The organism is Marinobacter sp. (genome assembly GCF_014859525.1).
In the GTDB taxonomy this organism is placed as follows: domain Bacteria; phylum Pseudomonadota; class Gammaproteobacteria; order Pseudomonadales; family Oleiphilaceae; genus Marinobacter.
The window spans coordinates 17,798-37,299 of sequence record NZ_JACUUB010000022.1; the positions used below are offsets into that span (position 1 = coordinate 17,798).

At 57.5% G+C, this 19,502-nt stretch carries 19 protein-coding genes; 8 read left to right on the forward strand and 11 right to left on the reverse strand.

Annotated elements, in window-relative coordinates:
• Positions 1-90: 90 nt before the first annotated feature.
• Together pbpG and IBX51_RS06955 are read left to right on the forward strand one after the other, a co-directional pair.
• Complete coding sequence (gene pbpG / locus IBX51_RS06950) at positions 91-1,026, forward strand: D-alanyl-D-alanine endopeptidase (RefSeq protein WP_291830114.1); 936 nt, start codon at positions 91-93, stop codon at positions 1,024-1,026.
• 17 nt (positions 1,027-1,043) lie between these two features.
• The gene (locus IBX51_RS06955) at positions 1,044-1,535 is read left to right on the forward strand and encodes an asparaginase domain-containing protein (protein WP_291830117.1); all 492 of its coding nucleotides are present in this window, start codon (positions 1,044-1,046) and stop codon (positions 1,533-1,535) included.
• Here the strand turns inward: IBX51_RS06955 and IBX51_RS06960 are convergent.
• From IBX51_RS06960 to IBX51_RS06970, 3 genes are all read right to left on the reverse strand, one after another.
• A complete protein-coding gene (locus tag IBX51_RS06960; protein ID WP_291830119.1) occupies positions 1,532-2,233 on the reverse strand; it encodes a 16S rRNA pseudouridine(516) synthase in 702 nt (233 codons plus the stop codon). The genes IBX51_RS06955 and IBX51_RS06960 overlap by 4 nt on opposite strands.
• Positions 2,233-3,261, reverse strand: a complete 1,029-nt coding sequence (locus IBX51_RS06965) for a metal-dependent hydrolase (RefSeq protein WP_291830121.1) — start codon at positions 3,259-3,261, stop codon at positions 2,233-2,235. The genes IBX51_RS06960 and IBX51_RS06965 overlap by 1 nt, the downstream gene beginning before the upstream one ends.
• 166 nt (positions 3,262-3,427) lie before the next feature.
• Complete coding sequence (locus IBX51_RS06970; RefSeq protein ID WP_291830151.1) at positions 3,428-4,564, reverse strand: lytic murein transglycosylase; 1,137 nt, start codon at positions 4,562-4,564, stop codon at positions 3,428-3,430.
• A 312-nt stretch (positions 4,565-4,876) separates the two neighbouring features.
• Here IBX51_RS06970 and IBX51_RS06975 point away from each other — a divergent pair, with 312 nt between their 5' ends.
• Entirely contained in the window at positions 4,877-5,773 is an 897-nt protein-coding gene (locus tag IBX51_RS06975; RefSeq protein WP_291830123.1) for a response regulator, read from the forward strand.
• Between the two features lie 7 nt (positions 5,774-5,780).
• On the opposite strand, the gene phoR is transcribed toward IBX51_RS06975, so the two are convergent.
• From phoR to IBX51_RS07000, 5 genes are all read right to left on the reverse strand, one after another.
• Positions 5,781-7,100: a phosphate regulon sensor histidine kinase PhoR gene (phoR, locus tag IBX51_RS06980; RefSeq protein ID WP_291830126.1), complete on the reverse strand. Its 1,320-nt coding sequence runs from the start codon at positions 7,098-7,100 to the stop codon at positions 5,781-5,783.
• Between the two features lie 53 nt (positions 7,101-7,153).
• Positions 7,154-7,846, reverse strand: a complete 693-nt coding sequence (gene phoB, locus IBX51_RS06985; protein WP_291830128.1) for a phosphate regulon transcriptional regulator PhoB — start codon at positions 7,844-7,846, stop codon at positions 7,154-7,156.
• Positions 7,847-7,954: 108 nt separating this feature from the next.
• Positions 7,955-8,851, reverse strand: a complete 897-nt coding sequence (ubiA, locus tag IBX51_RS06990) for a 4-hydroxybenzoate octaprenyltransferase (protein WP_291830130.1) — start codon at positions 8,849-8,851, stop codon at positions 7,955-7,957.
• A 53-nt stretch (positions 8,852-8,904) separates the two neighbouring features.
• A complete protein-coding gene (locus IBX51_RS06995) occupies positions 8,905-9,471 on the reverse strand; it encodes a chorismate lyase (RefSeq protein WP_291830132.1) in 567 nt (188 codons plus the stop codon).
• Positions 9,452-10,009: a hypoxanthine-guanine phosphoribosyltransferase gene (locus tag IBX51_RS07000; protein WP_291830134.1), complete on the reverse strand. Its 558-nt coding sequence runs from the start codon at positions 10,007-10,009 to the stop codon at positions 9,452-9,454. Before IBX51_RS07000 ends, IBX51_RS06995 begins: the two co-directional genes overlap by 20 nt.
• Before the next feature lie 277 nt (positions 10,010-10,286).
• Between IBX51_RS07000 and IBX51_RS07005 the strand changes: the two genes are divergently transcribed.
• The 3 genes from IBX51_RS07005 (at position 10,287) to tesB (ending at position 12,605) form a co-directional block, all read left to right on the forward strand.
• Entirely contained in the window at positions 10,287-10,454 is a 168-nt protein-coding gene (locus IBX51_RS07005; RefSeq protein WP_291830136.1) for a rubredoxin, read from the forward strand.
• A 15-nt stretch (positions 10,455-10,469) separates the two neighbouring features.
• Positions 10,470-11,627 (forward strand): FAD-dependent oxidoreductase, encoded by a 1,158-nt coding sequence (locus IBX51_RS07010; protein ID WP_291830137.1) that lies wholly within the window; start codon positions 10,470-10,472, stop codon positions 11,625-11,627.
• Between the two features lie 117 nt (positions 11,628-11,744).
• Positions 11,745-12,605 (forward strand): acyl-CoA thioesterase II, encoded by an 861-nt coding sequence (gene tesB / locus IBX51_RS07015; protein ID WP_291830139.1) that lies wholly within the window; start codon positions 11,745-11,747, stop codon positions 12,603-12,605.
• On the opposite strand, the gene IBX51_RS07020 is transcribed toward tesB, so the two are convergent.
• On the reverse strand, positions 12,572-15,118 hold the full coding sequence (locus IBX51_RS07020; RefSeq protein ID WP_291830141.1) for an EAL domain-containing protein: 2,547 nt from the start codon (positions 15,116-15,118) through the stop codon (positions 12,572-12,574). The genes tesB and IBX51_RS07020 overlap by 34 nt on opposite strands.
• A 109-nt stretch (positions 15,119-15,227) precedes the next feature.
• Positions 15,228-15,674: a flavodoxin gene (locus tag IBX51_RS07025; protein ID WP_291830143.1), complete on the reverse strand. Its 447-nt coding sequence runs from the start codon at positions 15,672-15,674 to the stop codon at positions 15,228-15,230.
• Positions 15,675-16,022: 348 nt separating this feature from the next.
• Between IBX51_RS07025 and IBX51_RS07030 the strand changes: the two genes are divergently transcribed.
• Complete coding sequence (locus IBX51_RS07030; RefSeq protein ID WP_291830145.1) at positions 16,023-17,588, forward strand: inorganic phosphate transporter; 1,566 nt, start codon at positions 16,023-16,025, stop codon at positions 17,586-17,588.
• 101 nt (positions 17,589-17,689) lie between these two features.
• Positions 17,690-17,956: a hypothetical protein gene (locus IBX51_RS07035; protein WP_291830147.1), complete on the forward strand. Its 267-nt coding sequence runs from the start codon at positions 17,690-17,692 to the stop codon at positions 17,954-17,956.
• 91 nt (positions 17,957-18,047) lie between these two features.
• Here IBX51_RS07035 and panP read toward each other — a convergent pair.
• A partial coding sequence (panP, locus tag IBX51_RS07040) for a pyridoxal-dependent aspartate 1-decarboxylase PanP (protein WP_291830149.1) occupies positions 18,048-19,502 on the reverse strand: 1,455 nt, incomplete at its 5' end.

The following is a 19,502-nucleotide window of genomic DNA, read 5'->3' on the forward strand; positions in this document are numbered from 1 at the left end:
AAATGAGACCTGCGCACTGGTTGATGAGCACTGGTATAGTAAGGGTCGCAAGCGGTGTTTCTGTATTTATCTGGGGAGTTTTAACGCGGTATGTTGTTGATCAAGCGATTGTTTATTTCACCACTCATCATGGTGGCCGTCGTGTTGTCCCTGATGACGACCGTTAGTCATGGCGCATCCGCTGAGAGGCCGGCGCTTGCGTCTGTTAACGCCGCGGCGGCTATCGCTGGCAGCGATGAGCTGCTGTTCGGAAAGAACGCTGAGCGGCCAGTGCCGATAGCGTCAATCACCAAGCTGATGACCGCGCTGGTGGTGGTTGAATCCGGTTTGGATATGGCTGAATGGTTGACCTTTGAAGAGCGCCATGTGCCCGCTGCCGCCAATGCCTGGACCCGAATCCGGGTGGGCTCCCAGTTGCAACGTGGTGACGTGCTGCGTATTGCCCTGATGTCTTCCGAGAACTTTGCGGCTTATACGCTCGCGAGAAGTTTCCCCGGGGGCTTCGACGGGTTTGTTGCCGCTATGAACGCCAAGGCGCGGTCGCTTGGTATGAACAATACCCGGTTTGTTGACCCAACCGGGCTTTCCATTGAAAACGTATCCAGTGCTGCCGATTTGATTCGTCTGGCCAATGCCGCCATGGCCCATCCGATGATTGGTGAACTCTCCACGACCGGTTATTACCGGGCGCAGTTCAGAAGCCCCAGGTACAGCTTGTCTTTTGGCAACACCAATGCGCTGGTGCATCGCCAAAGCTGGGGTGTTGGCTTGAGCAAAACCGGCTATCTGACGGATGCCGGACGTTGTTTGATCATGGTGTCAGACATGGATGAAGAGCCCGTGATTACGGTTCTGCTGGATTCGTTGGGCACCCGTTCCCCTATGGGCGATGCCGGTCGCATCAAGCGCTGGCTGACAACCGGTCAGCCGGGCTCGGTGGCCGCTGCTGCGAAACGCTACGAGCAAGAAAAAAACGCCGCCTGGGTGGCAGCAGAGCAGGGCCAGACGGCCCGTGCCAGCCAATAGAGAGGGTGTTGGCGACGATGATTCAGATACTGACCACCGGTGGCACCATCGACAAGGTGTATTTTGATGCCAACAGCGCCTTTGAGACCGGCGACAGCCTGCTGCCGGAGTTGCTCCGTGATGCCAATATCCGGGACGGTTATAAGATCCGGGAGTTGATGCGTAAAGACAGTCTGGAGCTGACCGACGATGACCGCGCAACCATTCTTGCAGCGGTCCGGGCATCAGAGTCTGAGCGCATCGTGATTACCCATGGCACGGATACCATGGCCCAGACGGCACAGGTCTTGAAAGTGCTGACCGACCGGACCATTGTTCTGACGGGTGCCATGCAGCCCGCACGAATGCGGCGCACTGATGCGGTCTTCAACATCGGTTTTGCCTGGGCAGCGGCACAGCTGTTACCGCCGGGCGTCTATATCGCGATGAACGGCGAGGTGTTCGAGGCCGGCGCCGTGCGTAAAAATCTGGAGGCGCAGAAATTTGAACGAATGCCCGAGCCGGATTAATCCGGCTCGGTGATGGCGGCGATCTCGGCCGCCGTCAAGGTACGGTGCTGGCCGGGCGCCAGAGCGTCGTCCAGCACGATGCTGCCAATGCTCAGCCGATGCAGCGCCGCAACATGATTGCCCACCGCCGCCAGCATTCGTTTGACTTGATGGTAGCGGCCTTCCCGGATGGTCAGTTCAATCGTGGTCGGTGCTCGGACCACCACCCGGGCGGGCTGGGTCGGCTTGTCTTCGCCGTTCAGCAGCACGCCCTGCTCCAGACTGAGCCGAGCATCCTCCGACAAGGATTCAGCTAACAGGATTTGATAGGTTTTGGCACAGTCTCTGCGGGGCGACGTCACCTGATGCGACCACTTACCATCGCTGGTCAGCAACAGCAGGCCCGTGGTGTCTTTATCGAGCCGCCCCGCGATATGGACGTGCCTGGCCATGTCTGCTGGTAGCAGATCCAGCGCGGTGGGCTGGTTGCTGTCGCGGGTGGCGCTGATCACTCCGGCCGGTTTGTTCATCATCAGGTACAAGGCGCCGGGCAGGGTCAGAAACCGGTCATCCAGCATGATCTGATCGTGCTCGGTGACGTGGGTGCTGGCGCTTTTGCAGCGCGTGCCATTAACCGACACCCGCCCACTGATCACCACTCGCCGGGCATCCTTGCGGGATAGCTCTGAGCTGCTGGCAATGTGTTGATCCAGTCGCATCAGCAGCTGGCCCCCTGTTTCGGAACCGACAGGGTGGCCAGACATAACACCGGACTTTCACCGGTAAGTCGTGACCAGAGCAGGGGCAGGGCATCGCCACTGATCGAGGGTCTTGGCATCTGGCTGCTCGGTATCGGGGTGATGCCTGCGTCGGACATCTCGGCCAGCACAAAGGTGAACGGGTGCATGCCCGGGATGCCCAGGCGAATGTCGGTGGCGGTGATCTGGTTGCCGACCTGCTCGTAGTGGAGAAACCCCTTGGTAAACCATTCAAGGCGCTGTGCTTCTGGCAACCTGGCAACGGACCGGGCAAGCTCCGGATTTCGGGAGAAGTGTTCCAGGTTGAGGTGGTCGCGGTCGTCGAGAAATCCGGTGACGATCTCTACGCGCGCGTCGTCAGTGATTGCAGTGACGCGCCATAATACCGAATTGAAGGGCATTGGTTGCACCAGTACCGAGGCTTTACCCATGCCCGCCTCAGCGAGGGCAGGCTTGACCCTTTCAGTAATGATCTGTTGTGCCATCAGTGTCCATCCCAGGTACAGACTCGAGACAACCAGCCCGGCCGCCACAGCCTTGACCGCGGGCGGACGAAGCAGCAGTGCCAGGCATCCCGCCAGGAGCGGCAGGGTGTAGAGAGGGTCGATGATAAAGATGTTGTTCAGGCCAACCGGCCCCCCAAACGGCCAGAACAATTGGGTACCGTAGGTGGTGAAGGCGTCGAGCAGCGGGTGGGTAATCAGAATTAGCCCGACCAGCGCCAGCCAGCGCTGATAGGAAATTGCTGGTTTCCAGCGCCATAAACCCCACGCCAGCGCAAACGACAAGGGCACCAGAACAAACAGGGAGTGGCTGAACCCGCGATGCTGGGTAAAGTTGGCCACGGCAGTGCCGTAGTCAATGACGACGTCCAGATCAGGCAGGGTGCCGAGCAGTGCGCCGATGAGCAATGCCGATCTGCCAAGCGTTTTGCCGGCGACGGCCCCTGCAATGGAGGCGCCAAGTGCAGCCTGAGTGATGGAATCCATGAGTCTCCGAAACGGTATCTGAGTGATGTGTCAGATAGTATGCTCGGATTTGGCGATCAGATCACGGGGCACATTGTTCCAACATCGCCGAAACTGGAAAAGCCAAAGTTAACCGTCAGGTCGGTTGAAACCAGGGTTGGGCCAGTAATCTGTTTGTTAGTGGGGGTCAGCTGTCGAGGCTGACCCCCAACTTTTGCAGTAACGGCTCCGAGGGCATGCCATCGGCAACCAGTCCTTCAGATTTCTGGAACTCGCGAATCGCCTTGCGAGTGTTGGAACCCATGATTCCATCGGGTTTGCCGCTGTCATAGCCTCTTTCGTTGAGGGTTTCCTGTAACTGGATGACCTGATCGCGGGACAGCGTGGGTTGATCTTCGGGGGGCGGGTTTTGCAGGCCCCCGGCACCAGCGATGCGGTCTGCCAGGTGGCCGACGGAAACGGCGTAGAACTCGGAGCGATTCCAGCCCATGATCACCCGAAAGTTGCTGTACACGAGAAAGGCCGGCCCTTTGTGTCCGCTGGGGACGACCAGAGCTGCCTCGATGGGCTCCTGAGCCAGGGCATTACCAAAGGCGTCGGTGATGCCCCGGCTCCGCCATTCGTCGAGGGGCAGGCGGCGACCATCGGCCATGCCGAAATCGAAATTCTCAGGCAGCAGTACTTCGCGGCCCCAACGATAGTCGCCATCCCAGCCCATGGACTGCAGAAAGCGACCGGCGGACATCATGGCGTCGGGCAGGCTATTCCAGAGATCCCTGCGGCCGTCACCATCGGCATCCACCGCATGCTTGAGGAATACGGTGGGCATGAACTGCACGTGGCCCATGGCGCCGGCCCAGGAGCCTTCCATCTGGTCTGCCGGTATCGCGCCCTCGTCAATGATTTGCAGGGCGGCGACAAACTGCTCGGTAAAGAAGGTGCTGCGGCGGGGGTCGCAAGCCAGAGTGGCCAGCGAGCTGGGCACCGGCATCTTGCCGAAGTAGCTGCCGTAGTTGGTTTCGAGGCCCCAAAAAGACACCAGGTACGGGGCCGGCACGCCGGTTTCACGGGTAACCCTATCCAGCAATTCACGATGGGTTTTGAGCATTTCCCGGCCTTTGTTGATGCGGGCCTCATTTACCCGGCGATTGAAATAATCGGCAAAGGTGGTGGTGAATTCCGGTTGCCGGCGATCCAGCTCAATGACCCGCTCCAGGTAATTGACGTCGGCCATGACTGATCGCGCAGTGCTTTCACTGACACCTGCGTCAATGGCTTTGCTTTGAAGTGTTTGTTTGCACTCGTGGAACTGGGCGTCGGTCATGGCAGGTATGCTCTGGGCCTGGACGCTGAGAGCCAGGGTGGTGAGCGATACCGCCGCCAGGGTGCGCCGGATAATGGGCCGTGTCATCAGGTGAGCCACAGGAAACCTCGCAGACGTTAGAGAGCATTATTTGCTGTCATGGTAGCCTTTTTTGACGATTGGAAAACACTGCATTACGGCCCATAGGGTGACAATTCCTTAATGCCAGGCGCCATGTGTCGTGTTTGTCGTCTTTTTGTTGTGGGTGGGTCACGGTGGCCCGGGGATGTTCTATAGTTGACCCATGCGAGCAAGCCCGGGGTGGATGACGTTATGGCAACACTGAAAGCGCTGGTGGTGGATGACGCCAGTTTTGTGAGGGATCTGGTAAAACGAACGGTTCGCCAGCGGTTTCCCGTTATTGAAACGACCGATGCCCAGAATGGCCGCCGGGCGCAGTCGTTGATGTCTCGCACCAGTTTTGACCTGGTGCTTTGCGACTGGGAAATGCCGGAGATGTCCGGGCTGGAGTTGTTACAATGGATGCGCCAACAGCCACAGTACGAAAAAGTGCCGTTTATCATGATCACCAGTCGGGGCGACAAGGATCACGTGATTGAGGCGGTCAAAGAGGGCGTTTCTGAGTACCTGGGCAAACCGTTTAGTCCTGAGGGTTTGAGCAAGAAAATCATCAAGGTGATGGGTCGGCGCCTGAAAGACGCAATGGATCGTGGCGGCAAGTCGATGGAGGGCCCGGCGGACGCGTTCAAGGAGTCCGCCACTTTGCTGACGCAGAAGCGTGAGGTGCCGGAAGTCAAAAATGAGCCCGCAGCCACAACACCGGATCGGGAAAACCCGTTACTGACAACTGCCCGTCCGGCCGCAGTTGCTGCCAGGCCGGAGGCGCGCGGTTCCATGAGCCTGGCATCTGTCAGGTTTTCCGACAGCACGCTCAAGTCTGTGGTCAAAGACATTAACTTGACCGAGGTGCGGGTGATCGCCAAGCGGGATCAGATGTTTCCGGGCATTCTTGATCAGGCAGTGGTGGATATTGATGTCGGTGACGGACAGATGGCGCGATTGAATGGTTACGTGCATCAGCTTCAGGCAGTCGATAAACGCCAGGACACCGACTTTGTCAGCGTGACCATTCGATTTGTCGATGAAGATCCGAAAAAGATGGAAGACCTGTCGCGCTTTGTGGCGAGGTTCCGGGCCGGCGCGCGCTAACCGCCGTTTAATTGTCGGCGGTTTCGGGCAGTCGCTCAACCAGGCGCCCCCGAGGGAAGTGACAGATAAATTCGCTGCCTTCGCCCATTCTGCTTTTGATCTCAAGATTGCCGTCGTGATTGATCAGCACATGCTTGACGATGGCCAGGCCCAGGCCGGTGCCACCGGTGTCTTTATGGCGGCTTGGATCAGCCCGGTAAAAGCGCTCGGTCAGCCGCGGAATGTGCACCGGGTCGATGCCTATGCCGCTATCTTCAATGGACAGGTGGGCGCCGTCCCGGTTGGCGCTCCAGGTCACCGCAATACTGCCATTGGCCGGTGTGTATTTGACGGCGTTGAAGATCAGGTTAGAGAACGCACTTCTGAGTTGGCTCTCATCTCCTTTCAGCAGTCGCTGGTCTGTGACCTTCAGCGTGATCTGGTGTTTTTTGTCGCCACTGAGCGCCCGGGCGTCGTGGCAGATCTGACCGACCAGCGCTTCGACATCGGTGAGCGCGTCATCCAGTGTGTGTTCGCCGGTTTCGATTTTCGATAACAGGATCAGGTCGGTAATCAGCGCCTCCATTCGGGATGACTGGGCGGCCATGGTGTTGATGGCGCGCCGCCATTTCGGGGGTAGCTCATTGCCGTGGTCAACCAGCGTCTCCAGGTACCCGCTGATGACTGTCAGCGGTGTGCGCATTTCGTGTGACACGTTACCGATGAAGTCCCTGCGCATCTGCTCTAGCTGATACAGCCGGGTCACATCCTTGGCCACGAGCAGGCGATCATCGTCTCCGAACAGGCTGATCTGTATCTGCAGGTGGATGTGCGGCTTGGCCGGAGAATGGATTTCCAGTGGCTCCCGGTAGTCGCGAGCGTCAAAGTAGGCTTTGAAGGCGGGTGTTCGAATCAGGTTGTGGATGTACTGACCTCGGTCTTTATTGGGCTTGAACCCCAGCAGGTACTCGGCCGAGCCGTTCCACCACTCCATGGTGCCACGGGCGTCGGTCATGACCACGCCGTCACGCATGGCATTGGTCGACTCCTGCACGCGGTTAATCCGGGCCCGCAGCCGATCCTGGGTCAACAGGTGATTTCGATGCAGTTTATGCAGGTGGTCGAAGATATCGCCCCAAAGTCCTACGCTTTGGGGAAGCTCGTCACTGGAGCTTGGGTTGGCCAGCCATTGGTAAAGCCGGCGTGCTTGCACCAGTGTCCACCAAAGATAGGTCGTCAGGCCAACCAGCAGGCCGTAAAGCGGCTGGCCGAAGATCCATCCGATCAGCGTCGTGGCGGCGAGGCCTGCGAAGATCAGGCGCAGATATCGTGACCAGTTGTACTGCATCAAACAGTGCCTTGTTGAGTGTCTGGCGATGATGTGATGAAACCGGTGTTGACTCAGACCGCCCGAGTTGAAAACCGGTACCCGGTGCCCCGCACCGTCTGGATCAGATGGTCGTACTTGTCGCCCAGTGCCTTGCGCAGGCGCCGGATGTGCACATCTACCGTGCGTTCTTCTACATACACATTGCCACCCCAGACCTGATCCAGTAGCTGAGAACGAGTGTACACCCGTTCCTGATGCGTCATGAAGAACTGCAGCAGGCGGTATTCAGTGGGGCCCATGGTCAGAGCGCCTTCCGCGGAGGTGACCCGATGACCGATTGGGTCCAGAGTCAGGCCATTCACCTCAATGGGGCTGTCGACACCCGGTGGCGTGGCCCTTCGAAGCACCGCCTTAAGGCGCGCGACCAGCTCTCTGGGACTGAACGGTTTGGTGATGTAATCGTCCGCTCCGGCTTCCAGGCCCTGGATCTTGTTGTCTTCTTCCACTTTCGCGGTGAGCATGATGATCGGGATGTCGGCGGTGGCCTCTTCCCGCTTCAGGCGACGGGCCAGTTCGACACCGCTGGTACCTGGCAACATCCAGTCGAGCAGGATCAAGTCCGGTTGTTTATCGACAATCAGGGCATGGGCTTCGCGGGCATCCGCTGCCTCCAGATAGTCGTAATCCGCCATTTCGAGTGCGACCGCGATCATTTCGCGAATGGCTGCTTCGTCATCGACGATCAGGACAGTTTTTCCAGTCATGAGCATTAACCTGTGTCAGACCTCGAGAGCGCCAGAGTTGCTCTCCCTTTATTGTTGCGGGTCCATTACAGCGTGTCTTTGTTACAAGTATATGACATGGCTGAGGAGTCAGATGTACAGGTCGACGATCAGTCCTGCGAAAACAGCAAAGCCTGCCCAGTTGTTGTTGAGAAAAGCCTTGAAACAGCCCTCTCTCGAGCGATCTTTGGCAAGGTATTGCTGATAAACAAACAGCGTGGCCATTACAGCCACACCCAGGTAATAGACGCTGCCCAGCTCCGCCTGGTCACCAACCATGATCAGAATGACAATGACCATGGCTTGCAGAACGCCAATGATGGCGCGGTCGGCATCCCCAAAGAGCACCGCGGTCGATTTGATGCCGATTTTAACGTCGTCATCTCTGTCGACCATGGCATACAGGGTGTCGTAGGCGACGGTCCAGAGCACGTTGGCGGTAAACAGCAGCCAGGTCAGTTGGGTAAGTTGGTTGGCTTCTGCGGCCCAGGCCATGGGGATCGCCCAGGAAAAGGCTGCACCCAGAAACAACTGTGGCAGGTGGGTGTGCCGTTTCATGAACGGGTAGATAAATGCCAGCAGGGCACCGCCAAACGATAAATACAGTGTTAACGGGTTGGTGAATAGAAGCACCATCAGAAACGACACCAGGCACAGTCCGCCAAACAGGGCGAGTGCCTCCCAGGCCTTGATTCGGCCAGCGGTCAACGGACGATCCTGGGTGCGTTTGACGTGCCGGTCCAGATCACGGTCGGCAAAATCGTTAATGGCGCAGCCGGCAGCCCGCATGAAGAAAACCCCAAGGGTAAAGACCACAATGTTGCCGATTGAGGGGCTGCCCTCACCGGCTAGCCAGAGTGCCCACCAGGTTGGCCAGAGCAACAGCAGGGTGCCGATCGGGCGATCGATGCGAAGCAGCTTTGCGTAGTCTGTCAGGCGGACCTGAATATGTTCTGGCACGGCGTTTTGCAGCATGGCTGGGATCATCCGGTGATAGGTGCGTGGCGCAGGGGGGATTATAGCCAGCTCAGTGGTGCGGGTTAAAGCCGGGGTTGACTCTGGTAGAGTGCGGGTAATAGATATTCACCGACCATCAGAGCGTCTGCGCCTCGATGGAACAGCGAGCGTCTTGCCAGGATGGGCTGATCTGGAACGGCCGGCTGGCATAACCCGGTTTCAAGTGGCCCGCGCACCCACTCCGGACGGCTGAATAAATAAGCGCCGAGCGGTTTGTTACCAAGGTGGCGCAGTCGCCGGCCCTGGCCGTCAAGACACGCTTGCGGAATGATGGTCCGGGCAAGCACCCAGGGCTCGCCATCGCCACACAAGCGGACTTCCCGGATCCACGCCAGTTGTCGTGGTCTAAGACCCAGACGCTGAGCCTCCTCCGTGGCAGGCACGCCAAAGCCCTCTTGGCAGATGTCGACATGGAAACGATCCCGGCATTGCTGTTGCAGCGCGCGGGTAAACGATCCGCCCACCGTTAACCAATAGCCCGCTTCGCCGCGAACGTCCGGGTTATAGAGGCCGGCAGCGGCGAGGGAGCGATACCAGCGCGTGGGCGGAATAATCAGCCCGTGGCTGTCATCAGAGCCCTTTAACGGCATAGATCCCTGGGGCGTTGCGCCAGTAGCCTTTGTAATCCATGCCATAACCGAACAGGAAGCGATCCTCCACCGACAGGCCGGTGAAATCTGCTTTCAGGCCCGGTCGCGCCTTTCGGTCGTGATCTTTATCGACCAGTACCGCTGTCAGCACTTCGCGGGCACCCTGCGCGAGGCAGTAATCCGCAATGGCGCAGAGTGTCGTACCCTCATCCAGAATGTCGTCCACGATCAATACGCTGCGGTCCTTCATGCTCGCCTCTGGCTGGAGCTTCCATTCCAGAATGCCGCCGGTGGTTTCCTGGCGGTAACGGGTGGCGTGCAGGTATTCCGCCTGAACCGGAAATTTGAGCCTGGTCAGTAGTTGGCCGGTCAGGATGAGGCCGCCGTTCATGACGCAGAACAGCAAAGGGTTGCTGTCTTTAAGGCGATCGGTAATGGCATGCGCCAGCACGTCGATAGCAGAGCTTACCTGCTGTTCATTCACCAGGCAGTCGGCTTCAGCCATGATCTGGTTCATTTCGGCGACGGTATCGGTCATAACAGTCGGATCCTGTCGTAAAACGGCGGATTATACCGAAGAGGGGACACCGAAGGGAGGGGCGTATCGCAACCGATGCATCTGTAATTATGGCTATTGGCACAAAACCCGTGGATGGTCCGTCCATGCTGGCATTGGTCAATGGCGAGGTGACAGGTATTATGCCTGCTGTTTTCAGCGTATGAACTGGACGGGTGTTTATTCCATGCTGAATGCAAAGCTTGATTGTTGCATTGTCAGACAATAATATCCGCTCAACATTTATCGGAGAACCAGTATGAAGAAGTGGCAGTGTGTAGTTTGTGGTCTGATTTACGACGAAGCCGAAGGCTGGCCGGAAGACGGCATCGAGCCGGGCACCGTGTGGGACGACGTGCCCGATGATTGGGTGTGCCCGGACTGTGGCGTGGGTAAAGAAGACTTCGAGATGATCGAAATCAGCTGATAACGGAGCAGGATGATGACCGACCAGGCACCGATCGTGATCGTGGGTACCGGATTGTCCGGATACTCGTTGGTAAGAGAGTTCCGCAAGCTAGACAAAGACACTCCGATTGTCATGGTCACGGCGGATGACGGCGTGAGTTATTCCAAGCCCATGCTGTCCACTGGATTCACCAAGGATAAAGATGCCGAGGGACTGACACAGGCAGGTACCGATGCCATGGCCGAGCAGTTGGGTGTTGATGTGCGAACCTACACCACCGTAACCGGTATTGATGTGAACAACCATGAGTTAGTGCTGGGTGACCAGCGGTTGGTCTACAGCAAGTTGGTGTTGGCCTGGGGCGCGGACGTTATTCGGCTTGGGCTGGCTGGAGATGGCCTTGATCGGGTTCACTCCATCAATGATTTGATGGACTACCGGGCGTTTCGCAAGGCTCTGGAAGGCGGCAAGCGGGTGGTTATCATGGGGGCCGGTCTGATCGGTTGTGAGTTTGCCAACGACCTGCGTAACGGTGGCTATGAGGTGGACGTTATCGCACCGGATTCGGCGGTCATGCCGAGCCTGTTGCCGGAGGCCGCCGCCAGGGCGGTACAGCACGAACTGACGGAGCTGGGCGCGCGCTTTCATCTGGGTACGGTGGTCGACCGCGTGGATCAGGGCACCTCTGGGGTCCGCGTGACACTTGCCAACGGTGAGATCCTGGAGGCGGATCTGGTGGTTTCTGCGGTGGGCTTGCGCCCACGTACGGAACTCGCCAAGGCGTCCGGCATCGCCGTTGGCAAAGGCATCGTGGTCAATCGCGCCCTGGAAACCTCAGCCGCCGATGTCTATGCCCTGGGCGATTGCGCCGAGGTGGATGGTCAGGTGCTGTTGTATGTGTTGCCTTTGATGGCGAGCGCCCGGGCTCTGGCGAAAACCCTCACCGGGGAGCGTACGAACGTTCGTTATGGCACCATGCCGATTATGGTCAAGACGCCCTGCTGCCCGACGGCGGTTTGCCCGCCACCGCCCGGCACTGATGGTAGCTGGCAGGTAGAACAGGACGGCTCTGACGTAAAAGCACTGTTTACGTCGCCCGCAGGTGATGTGCTCGGGTTTGCGGTCACCGGCCGGTTTGCGGTCGAAAAACAGGCCCTGGCGAAAGTGGTTCCTCCCATTCATCACGACTGACCTTTTGCGATCGGGGCCAGATGGCCCCGATGTGTGCTTTCTTTGCCTGTAGTCGTTGCGAAATTTACCTGTCTGGGGTAAAAATCGTTCGTGAGCTAACAAATGACAGGAGCGGGCATGCTTGAAGTAACCCGAAAGCTGGTGGAGTTGTTGGATTTATCCCCCATCGGTGACGATCATTTTCAGGGTGAGAGCGAAGACCTCGGTTTTCCCCATGTGTTTGGTGGTCAGGTGCTGGGGCAGGCGCTGATGGCGGCCAGTCGTACGGTTGAGAATCGTCTTTGTCACTCTCTGCACGCCTATTTTCTGCGCCCGGGTAACCACAGCATGCCGATTGATTACGAGGTGCAGCGGGTTCGCGATGGCGTCTCCTTTGCTGTACGACGGGTGATTGCCCGGCAGGATGGCAAGGAGATCCTGACGGGTTCCATGTCGTTTCAAGTGGCTGAAGACGGTCTGGACCATCAGGTTGCGATGCCAGATGCCCCGGACCCGGAGTCGCTAAAATCAGAACAGGATTGGGGTAAACTGATCGCCGAGAAGGTGCCGGAACACCTTCGTGATCTGCTGGCTCGGGATCGCCCCATCGAAATACGTCCGGTTAATCCGATCAACCCGTTCAAGCCGGAGAAGCGCCCGCCTCATCGTCAGAACTGGTTCCGGGCCATGGGGCCATTGCCGGATGACCCGGTGTTACACCAGTGTCTGCTTGCCTATGCCTCTGATTTCAGTTTTCTCGGTACGTCACTGAATCCCCATGGGCGCACGTTCATGAGCAAGAACATGCAAGTGGCCAGTCTTGATCACGCCATCTGGTTTCATCGGGGGTTCAGGATGGACGATTGGCTGCTGTACGACAAAGACAGTCCCAGTGCCTCTGGAGGGCGGGGCTTCAATCGGGGTAATTTCTTCACGCAGGACGGCGTGTTGGTGGCGTCAACCACTCAGGAAGCGCTGATCCGGGAACGGCTTGGCTGATCCGATAACCAGTCCACTATTTCCTTAAACGGAAGCGGTCTGGTCAGGATGTACCCCTGAATCAGATCGCAACCCATCTCTTCGAGCAGTTTTAAAGTGATCTCATCCTCAACGCCTTCGGCAACCACGGTGTAACCCAGACTGTGGCACATCTCGATGGTGGTGCGCACGATCACCCGATCCTCTTCACGGCCTGACAGCTCGGTAATCAGCGAACGGTCAATTTTGATCTCACTGGCCGGCAGTTGCTTGATATAAGAGAGCGAAGAATAACCGGACCCGAAGTCGTCGATGGAAAGAGGAATGCCGGTGGCTTTCAGGGAGTTTAGAGCTTTCAGTGAGTTTAGTGGATCTTGCATCATGGAGGTCTCGGTGACCTCGAAGGAGATGGCCCCGGTGTGATGGTGGTAGCTCTGCATCAGGCGCTGAACAAACACTGCAAAATCCGGTTCTCTCAGGTTGTTGGGAGAAATGTTCACAGCGATGCCCGTCTCAAACCCGAGCTCTAGTAACCGGCTGCGCATGTTCAGGGCTTCTTGCAATACCCAACGGGTAAGGGGTTTGATCAGCCCGCTTTGTTCAGCCAGGGCAATTAATTCGTCCGCTCGCACGGGAGGCTTTCGTTCGGGCCACCGGATCAGTGCTTCAAAGCCTTCAATGTTGCCAGACTTCAGTGACATTTTGGGCTGCAGATAGAGCGCCAGGCCATTGTTGTCGATGGCGTGTCTGAGCTCGGAGACCAGCGTTAAGCGCTCTGCGCTGTATGAGTCCTTGGCCGGTTTGTAATAAGCGATACCTCGCTCCCGTGCCCGTTTCGAGCCTTCAGCAATCATTGCCCGGCGAATCAGCGTGCTCCCGTCGGCGCCGTGCTCGGGGTAAAAGGCAACGCCCAGTTGTGGGCTGAGCGGCACTTGCATGCCCAGGAAGTCCATGGGGTAGCGCACTTCCTCAATGCTGCGCAGTACAGCCCGGTGCGCGGCTTCGGCCTCACGGGCATCCACCAGAAAAGCGAAGGTTTGCGGGTCGAGGTTGGCCAGGTAAAAATTACGAACGTCGGATTGCTCAATGGCGATGGCACCCGGTACATCCCGGATAACGGCATTAAAGTGTTTGGACGCCAGCTCCAGAATTCGATCAGTATTGCGGTGGCCCAAGGTTTTGGTGACCGAATTGAGATTGTTCAGATGAATCACCGCAATGCCGTAGCGTTCTTGTTCACTGGCCTGGATCAGTTCGCTCAGTCTCATCTCATAACTGCTGCGATTGGGTAGACCGGTCAATGGATTATGCAGGGCCAGGTCCATCAGCCGGAGTTCGGCGGCCCGTCGGGCCTCGAGTGCCCGCAGTTCGGCCTCCCGGGCCAGTACTTTATCCTGCCGCTCTCGGTAGATCCTTACCGCGAGTGCCAAACTCAGCAAGATGGCTTCCAGAGCCGAGCCAATCTGCATACCGTAGGCGGTAATAAAATGATTGGGTATCAGGCCGTATTTGTTGGCGCCAGTGATGGCACTGCCCAGCGTGAGGGCACCCCAGGCGAGCGTGTAATAAACGGCCTGGGGATTGCCTCTGGCCCACTGTAATGGCCCGACAACCGTCAGCAGCAGACAACTGGGAATGGCCAGGGCAACGGTCAGTCGGCTGCCGGTACTGTAGTCGACAACAAAAGTCACCGCGGCCACCAGGAGATTGGCGGCAATGGTCAATAGTATCAGCCGGTTCAGGATGGGGCTGGAGCGATCGAGCCTGAGGAACGATCGTGAAAACAGCAAGGTGAAGACCATGGCGAAGGGCACGGTCAGTAACATGGCCCGGTTCTGAATGGCGGGCAGGTCTGGCCAAAGCAGTTGGTAGGTGATGCCGTTCAGACTACCGACCAGGATCAGGTATCCAAAGGTGGACAGCACGTACAGTAAGTAAACCCGTTCTCGCAAGGCCAGAAAGACAAACAAGTTGAAGCAGATCACCGTAATCAGGATGCCGTAATAACCGGCGTGCAGCTGGCTTTCGGTGGATGCTTTCTCAAAGTAGCTGCGGCTGTTCCAGAGTTTCAGTGGAACCTGCATGGCCCCTTCGGTTTCGATGCGCAGCAGTATTTGATAGTTCTGATCTGGCTGCAATTGAAACGGAAACAGAAAGTGGGGGTGTTTGACCGGGCGTTCCAGAAACGGTTTTTGGTCACCGGTGCTTACATGGCGGATGATGTTGCCATCCTGAATCAGATAGAAATCAATGTAATCCAGTTGCGGGTAACTGATTTCAAGCAGCGTAATCAGTTCCGGATTGTGGACCGGAAAGCGCAGCCAGATGTGATCGCGAATGTAGCCAAAGTTTGGGGTTTCCTCCGACAACACCTGCCATTGGGCAGAGCTCAGTGCCTGCTCGGGGGTTAGCTGGACATCTGGCGACAACCTCAGGTAGTCCATCGCAGGAACATAGGAAGGGTTGGCCGCCTGTGTGTTCAGCGGCAGCGCCAGGCACAGAAGCAGCAGAGCCAGTAGCTTAGCCGGATTCATCAGAGTCACAGGTTACCGTTTATTGTCGTTATTCTTTGGAGTATGGCCTGTCGCCGAAGGCGTCTCAAGCGCCATTAGCCGGCAATTTGGTAACTTTTGTAAAGAAAGGTCAAATCCGGTTAATCCAGTTTTTTGCCCAGATCACCGCCTCAGCTTCAGGCTCCAGGGTCTCCAGAGCGTCAATCTTCAGCGATTCCCCGACCTTGCGGGCACAGGTTTCGTACAGCGCCTCTTCCATCAGTGCGCCGGCGCCACAAAAGGTATCACCATAGGAGCTGTCGCCCAGCACAATTATGCCAAACGGTCGCCCGGGCTGTTGCGGCAACTGGTCTCGCAGGTCGATGTAGAAGGGTAGAAGATTGGGCGGTACCTCACCTTGTCCGGTGGTGGATGTACACACCAGAAGGGCGTCGTTGTTGTCGGTGATGTCCTGCAGTTGCGGATCTTCCAGCACCCGCACCTGGTGCCCGTTGGCCTCCAGTTCCTCGCCGACCTTGCGGGCGGTCAGCAAGGCGCCGCCGTACACGCTACCCACCAGAATTCGAATTGCTGCCATGTGATTACCTGTGTTTGTTCGACATTGTGACCGACCGGCCAAGCGCGCCTGATCATAACGAGGGTGGCCGGTCGGCTCAAGTTGTGTTGTCAGGCGGCCCTGCCTGAACTGAGCCGCCTCGGAACCGGGGGCGACATTGTTGATGCATTCACCGGCCGTGTGATCGTTGTCTTACCTGCGTTTGGGCAGTGTGCGTCAAAGCGTGTAGCAGTTGCAGGCTCTTTTCCCAGAAATGTAATGTCGGCCTGTATGTCAGTTATGTTTCAATTTTATGGCAAAAATTTTATAGTTGGCGCCCGCGGCGAGATTGCCCAAATCCTACTCTGTTCATAAGAGATGACCATTGATATGGCTCGTTCCAGTAGCTTTATGGATACCCTTCTAACCAGCCCCTCCACGGAACGGTATCGGGTCGGTTTCAGCGTGCTGTTCCTGCTTTGCGTCTGGTTAATCGTTGGTGCCTTCAGCCAAGGCTTGCCCAACAACATGTTGTTGATGGCCGCCGCGGTTATCGGTGGCTACATGGCAATCAACATTGGTGCCAATGATGTCGCAAACAACGTCGGCCCGGCAGTAGGTTCCGGTGCCTTGTCGCTGGGCGCCGCCGTGTTGCTGGCGGCCGTCTTTGAAGCTGGCGGCGCGATTATCGCGGGCGGTGATGTGGTGTCTACCATCAAAGGCGGCATCATTGACCCGACCAGTCTGGATGATCCCCGGGCGTTTGTCTGGCTGATGACGGCGGCGCTGTTGGCAGGGGCATTATGGTTGAACATGGCCACCTGGATGGGAGCCCCGGTGTCTACCACACACTCTATCGTTGGTGGTGTGCTGGGTGCGGGCATTGCCGCTGGCGGCTGGGCCATCGCCGACTGGTCGGTGATGGGCCGGATTGTTGCCAGCTGGGTGATTTCTCCAGTGCTGGGTGGCATTCTGGCGGCGCTGTTCCTGTTTGCCATCAAGAAAACCGTGCTTTACCGGCAAAATCTGGTGTCCTCGGCCCGGACCTTTGTGCCTTGGCTGGTGGCCATTATGGCGTGGGCGTTTGGCACCTACCTGATGATCAAAGGCGTGAGCCAGCTGGTCAAGGTGACGTTTATGCAGGCTTCGATGATTGGCCTGGCGATTGCTGTTGTGGTCTTTTTCATCATGCGCACTTTGGCTGGCCGCCGGGCCGCAACCATGGAAAACAGTATCAAAGGCGTCAACGCTCTGTTTACCTGGCCGCTGATTTTTGCGGCGGCGCTGTTGAGTTTTGCTCACGGTGCCAACGATGTCGCCAATGCCATCGGTCCTCTGGCGGCGATTAATGATGCCATTCAGGCTGGCGGTGGCGTGGTCACGACGGCCAGCATCCCGTTGTGGATCATGTTGATTGGTGCCTTTGGGCTTGCCGTGGGCCTGATGCTGTTTGGGCCAAGGCTGATCAAGACGGTGGGCAGCGAGATTACCGAACTCGACAAGACCCGGGCTTTTTGTATTGCCTTGTCTGCGGCCCTGACGGTGATTCTGGCCTCCCAGCTGGGCCTGCCGGTCAGTTCCACGCACATTGCCATCGGTGGCGTGTTTGGTGTCGGGTTTTTGCGGGAGTACCTGAAGTCCAACTACGCAACTCAGCTGCACAAGATTATGGAGCATCACGAGCCGGCGGAGCAGGAACGTTTGAAGCCATTCCTGGATAACTTCCGCAATGCCTCGGTCGAAGAGATGGAATACCTGCTAAAACAGGCCAAAAAGAAGAAGGCTCAGGTGCCGCTGTCGAAATCCGAGCACAAGCGCCTGAAGAAGATCTATAAGGAAGAAATGGTCAAGCGCTCACACCTGTTCAGGATCGCCGCTGCGTGGATTATTACGGTACCGGCGTCTGCTCTGATGGCCGCGTTCCTGTTCTTCGCCCTGCGTGGGTTGATGATCTGACCATTCATGCGGGGCTGGTTACCGCCCCGCTGTTTGGCCATACTATGGCTATTGCGCGGAGCGGGTTTGCTCTGCCGTCGTCCACCTTCGGAGAATCAATAATGAGTTCATCTTCCGAGAGCCGTCAGGCCAAGATGATTGAAGAGTTGCGGGTGTTCATCAAGAAGGTCATGAGCGAACCTACCATTGCGGTCAAATCCATGGATATTGCCCGCAAGTACAAGGGCGAGCCCAACTCGGATGAGCTGATCGCCCGTGAGATCAGTGCCAATACCACCATACGTATTCCGGAAAACTGGAGCGAGGCAGACAAGATGTTTCTGGAGATTCTGCACGAAGTGCTGGATGACGAAGAGGCTATGTACTGATTTAGCTTTGGTGTCGGGCAGGGTGTGCGGGACGCCTTTCCAAGAAAGGCTGTTAAGTGCATGGCGATGGGGTCGAACAGTGGCGCTGGATTCAGGCTTGTTGAGCTGTTTTTTGATTCTGCTGTAACACGGCCTCTGCCATCTGATTCAAGATCTTCATCTCATCTTCGATACCTTTCTCCCCCGATAACTCCTGTTGTTCCTTCAGGATATCTTCCAATATCTCCGCTGTGGTTAACGGGTTGGCCAGCACCACCCGGAACACGATGCAGGGGAAGTGATAGTAACGAGCGGGCTCCAGCCGGGTTCGGGATACGAACGCTTTACCGCGCTCCCGCTGGGTTTTCTGGATGAACTTGGTGATTCGGTTCAGGCAGGTGTTCACCTTTTCGGCCTGGAGTTCGTCGGCCACTGCAAGTGCCTGCTGGGCAATGGCGGGGCAGTAGCGGTAGGTCAGGATGTTCAGTTCGGGCCGGGTGACCAATTCAAAGTCCGGCTGCTCATTAATCATCTGAGCAAAGGTCGCGGCTTTTTCGATGCCCTGGTCTATCAGAATTTCGTAGCCTTCCCGGGCCAGGATTTTCAGGCCCGAGTGGATCAGCATGGACATGCCCGGGCGGGAGCCTTCGAGGGTGGTGCTGCCGAGGTCTCTGGAGCCTTTGCGGATGATGTACTGGGCGTGGTGTTCTACTGCGCTGGCCAAGCTGGGGTCTTTGAACACAACCAAACCGACACCCATGGGCACGTACAGTTGTTTGTGGGCATCGAAGGTTACCGAGTCGGCGTTCTCGATGCCTCGCAATAAGTGCCGGTAGGTACGCGAGAACAGGGTTGGGCCACCCCAGGCGGCGTCTACGTGGAAGTGGGCACCGAATTCTCGGGCGATGTCGGCCATGGCGTCCAGTGGGTCGACGTTGCCGGTTTCGGTGGTGCCAGCCACGCCGCAGATGGCCATGACTTTGATTTTCTGTTTCTGCAATTCCAGGCATTTGTCGCGCAGGGCGTCGGTCTGGATGCAGTTGTTGTCGTCGGTGTCTACCGGTACCAGAGCGTCACGGCCCAGGCCGAGGACGTCGGCGGCCTTGCGCAGGGAGTAGTGGCCGCGTTTGGAGACGACAATGGCGGCGCCTTCGTAGCCATAGTATTTCAGTGCCCGGAACAGGCCTTCCTCGTGCAGGCCACGAAAGCTGCCTTCGGCTGGAAAGGCGCGGTTGCGGGCGACCCACAGGGCGGTCAGGTTGGCAACGGTGCCGCCGGAACACATGGCGCCGAGAGTATGCCGGGGGTCGTGCATCCATTTGCGGTAAAAAGAGCCGTCTTGCTGATACACCAGCCGGTGAATCATGCCCAGTACCTGACGCTCCATGGGTGTAAAGGCCTTGGAGGTTTCGGTTTTGACCAGGTTCTGGTTCAGGGCAATCATGATTTTGGACAGCGGCAGCATGAAATAGGGCAGCGCCGAGGTCATGTGGCCGATGAAGGCGGGTGACGCGGTGTGGACCGAGTTGGCCACCAGTTTGTCGAGCAGAAACTGGGCTTGCTCTGA

Excerpts from the sequence above, each read along its gene's own strand:
- IBX51_RS07030 (WP_291830145.1), top strand. The coding sequence starts at position 16,023 with ATGGCTCGTTCCAGTAGCTTTATGGATACCCTTCTAACCAGCCCCTCC.
- ubiA (WP_291830130.1), bottom strand. The coding sequence starts at position 8,851 with ATGATCCCAGCCATGCTGCAAAACGCCGTGCCAGAACATATTCAGGTC.
- IBX51_RS06965 (WP_291830121.1), bottom strand. The coding sequence starts at position 3,261 with ATGGATTCCATCACTCAGGCTGCACTTGGCGCCTCCATTGCAGGGGCC.
- IBX51_RS06970 (WP_291830151.1), bottom strand. The coding sequence starts at position 4,564 with ATGACCGACGCCCAGTTCCACGAGTGCAAACAAACACTTCAAAGCAAA.
- IBX51_RS07010 (WP_291830137.1), top strand. The coding sequence starts at position 10,470 with ATGACCGACCAGGCACCGATCGTGATCGTGGGTACCGGATTGTCCGGA.
- IBX51_RS06960 (WP_291830119.1), bottom strand. The coding sequence starts at position 2,233 with ATGCGACTGGATCAACACATTGCCAGCAGCTCAGAGCTATCCCGCAAG.
- IBX51_RS06995 (WP_291830132.1), bottom strand. The coding sequence starts at position 9,471 with ATGCCGTTAAAGGGCTCTGATGACAGCCACGGGCTGATTATTCCGCCC.
- IBX51_RS07005 (WP_291830136.1), top strand. The coding sequence starts at position 10,287 with ATGAAGAAGTGGCAGTGTGTAGTTTGTGGTCTGATTTACGACGAAGCC.
- IBX51_RS07000 (WP_291830134.1), bottom strand. The coding sequence starts at position 10,009 with ATGACCGATACCGTCGCCGAAATGAACCAGATCATGGCTGAAGCCGAC.
- IBX51_RS06975 (WP_291830123.1), top strand. The coding sequence starts at position 4,877 with ATGGCAACACTGAAAGCGCTGGTGGTGGATGACGCCAGTTTTGTGAGG.
- IBX51_RS07020 (WP_291830141.1), bottom strand. The coding sequence starts at position 15,118 with ATGAATCCGGCTAAGCTACTGGCTCTGCTGCTTCTGTGCCTGGCGCTG.
- tesB (WP_291830139.1), top strand. The coding sequence starts at position 11,745 with ATGCTTGAAGTAACCCGAAAGCTGGTGGAGTTGTTGGATTTATCCCCC.
- IBX51_RS07025 (WP_291830143.1), bottom strand. The coding sequence starts at position 15,674 with ATGGCAGCAATTCGAATTCTGGTGGGTAGCGTGTACGGCGGCGCCTTG.
- IBX51_RS07035 (WP_291830147.1), top strand. The coding sequence starts at position 17,690 with ATGAGTTCATCTTCCGAGAGCCGTCAGGCCAAGATGATTGAAGAGTTG.
- phoB (WP_291830128.1), bottom strand. The coding sequence starts at position 7,846 with ATGACTGGAAAAACTGTCCTGATCGTCGATGACGAAGCAGCCATTCGC.
- phoR (WP_291830126.1), bottom strand. The coding sequence starts at position 7,100 with ATGCAGTACAACTGGTCACGATATCTGCGCCTGATCTTCGCAGGCCTC.
- IBX51_RS06955 (WP_291830117.1), top strand. The coding sequence starts at position 1,044 with ATGATTCAGATACTGACCACCGGTGGCACCATCGACAAGGTGTATTTT.
- pbpG (WP_291830114.1), top strand. The coding sequence starts at position 91 with ATGTTGTTGATCAAGCGATTGTTTATTTCACCACTCATCATGGTGGCC.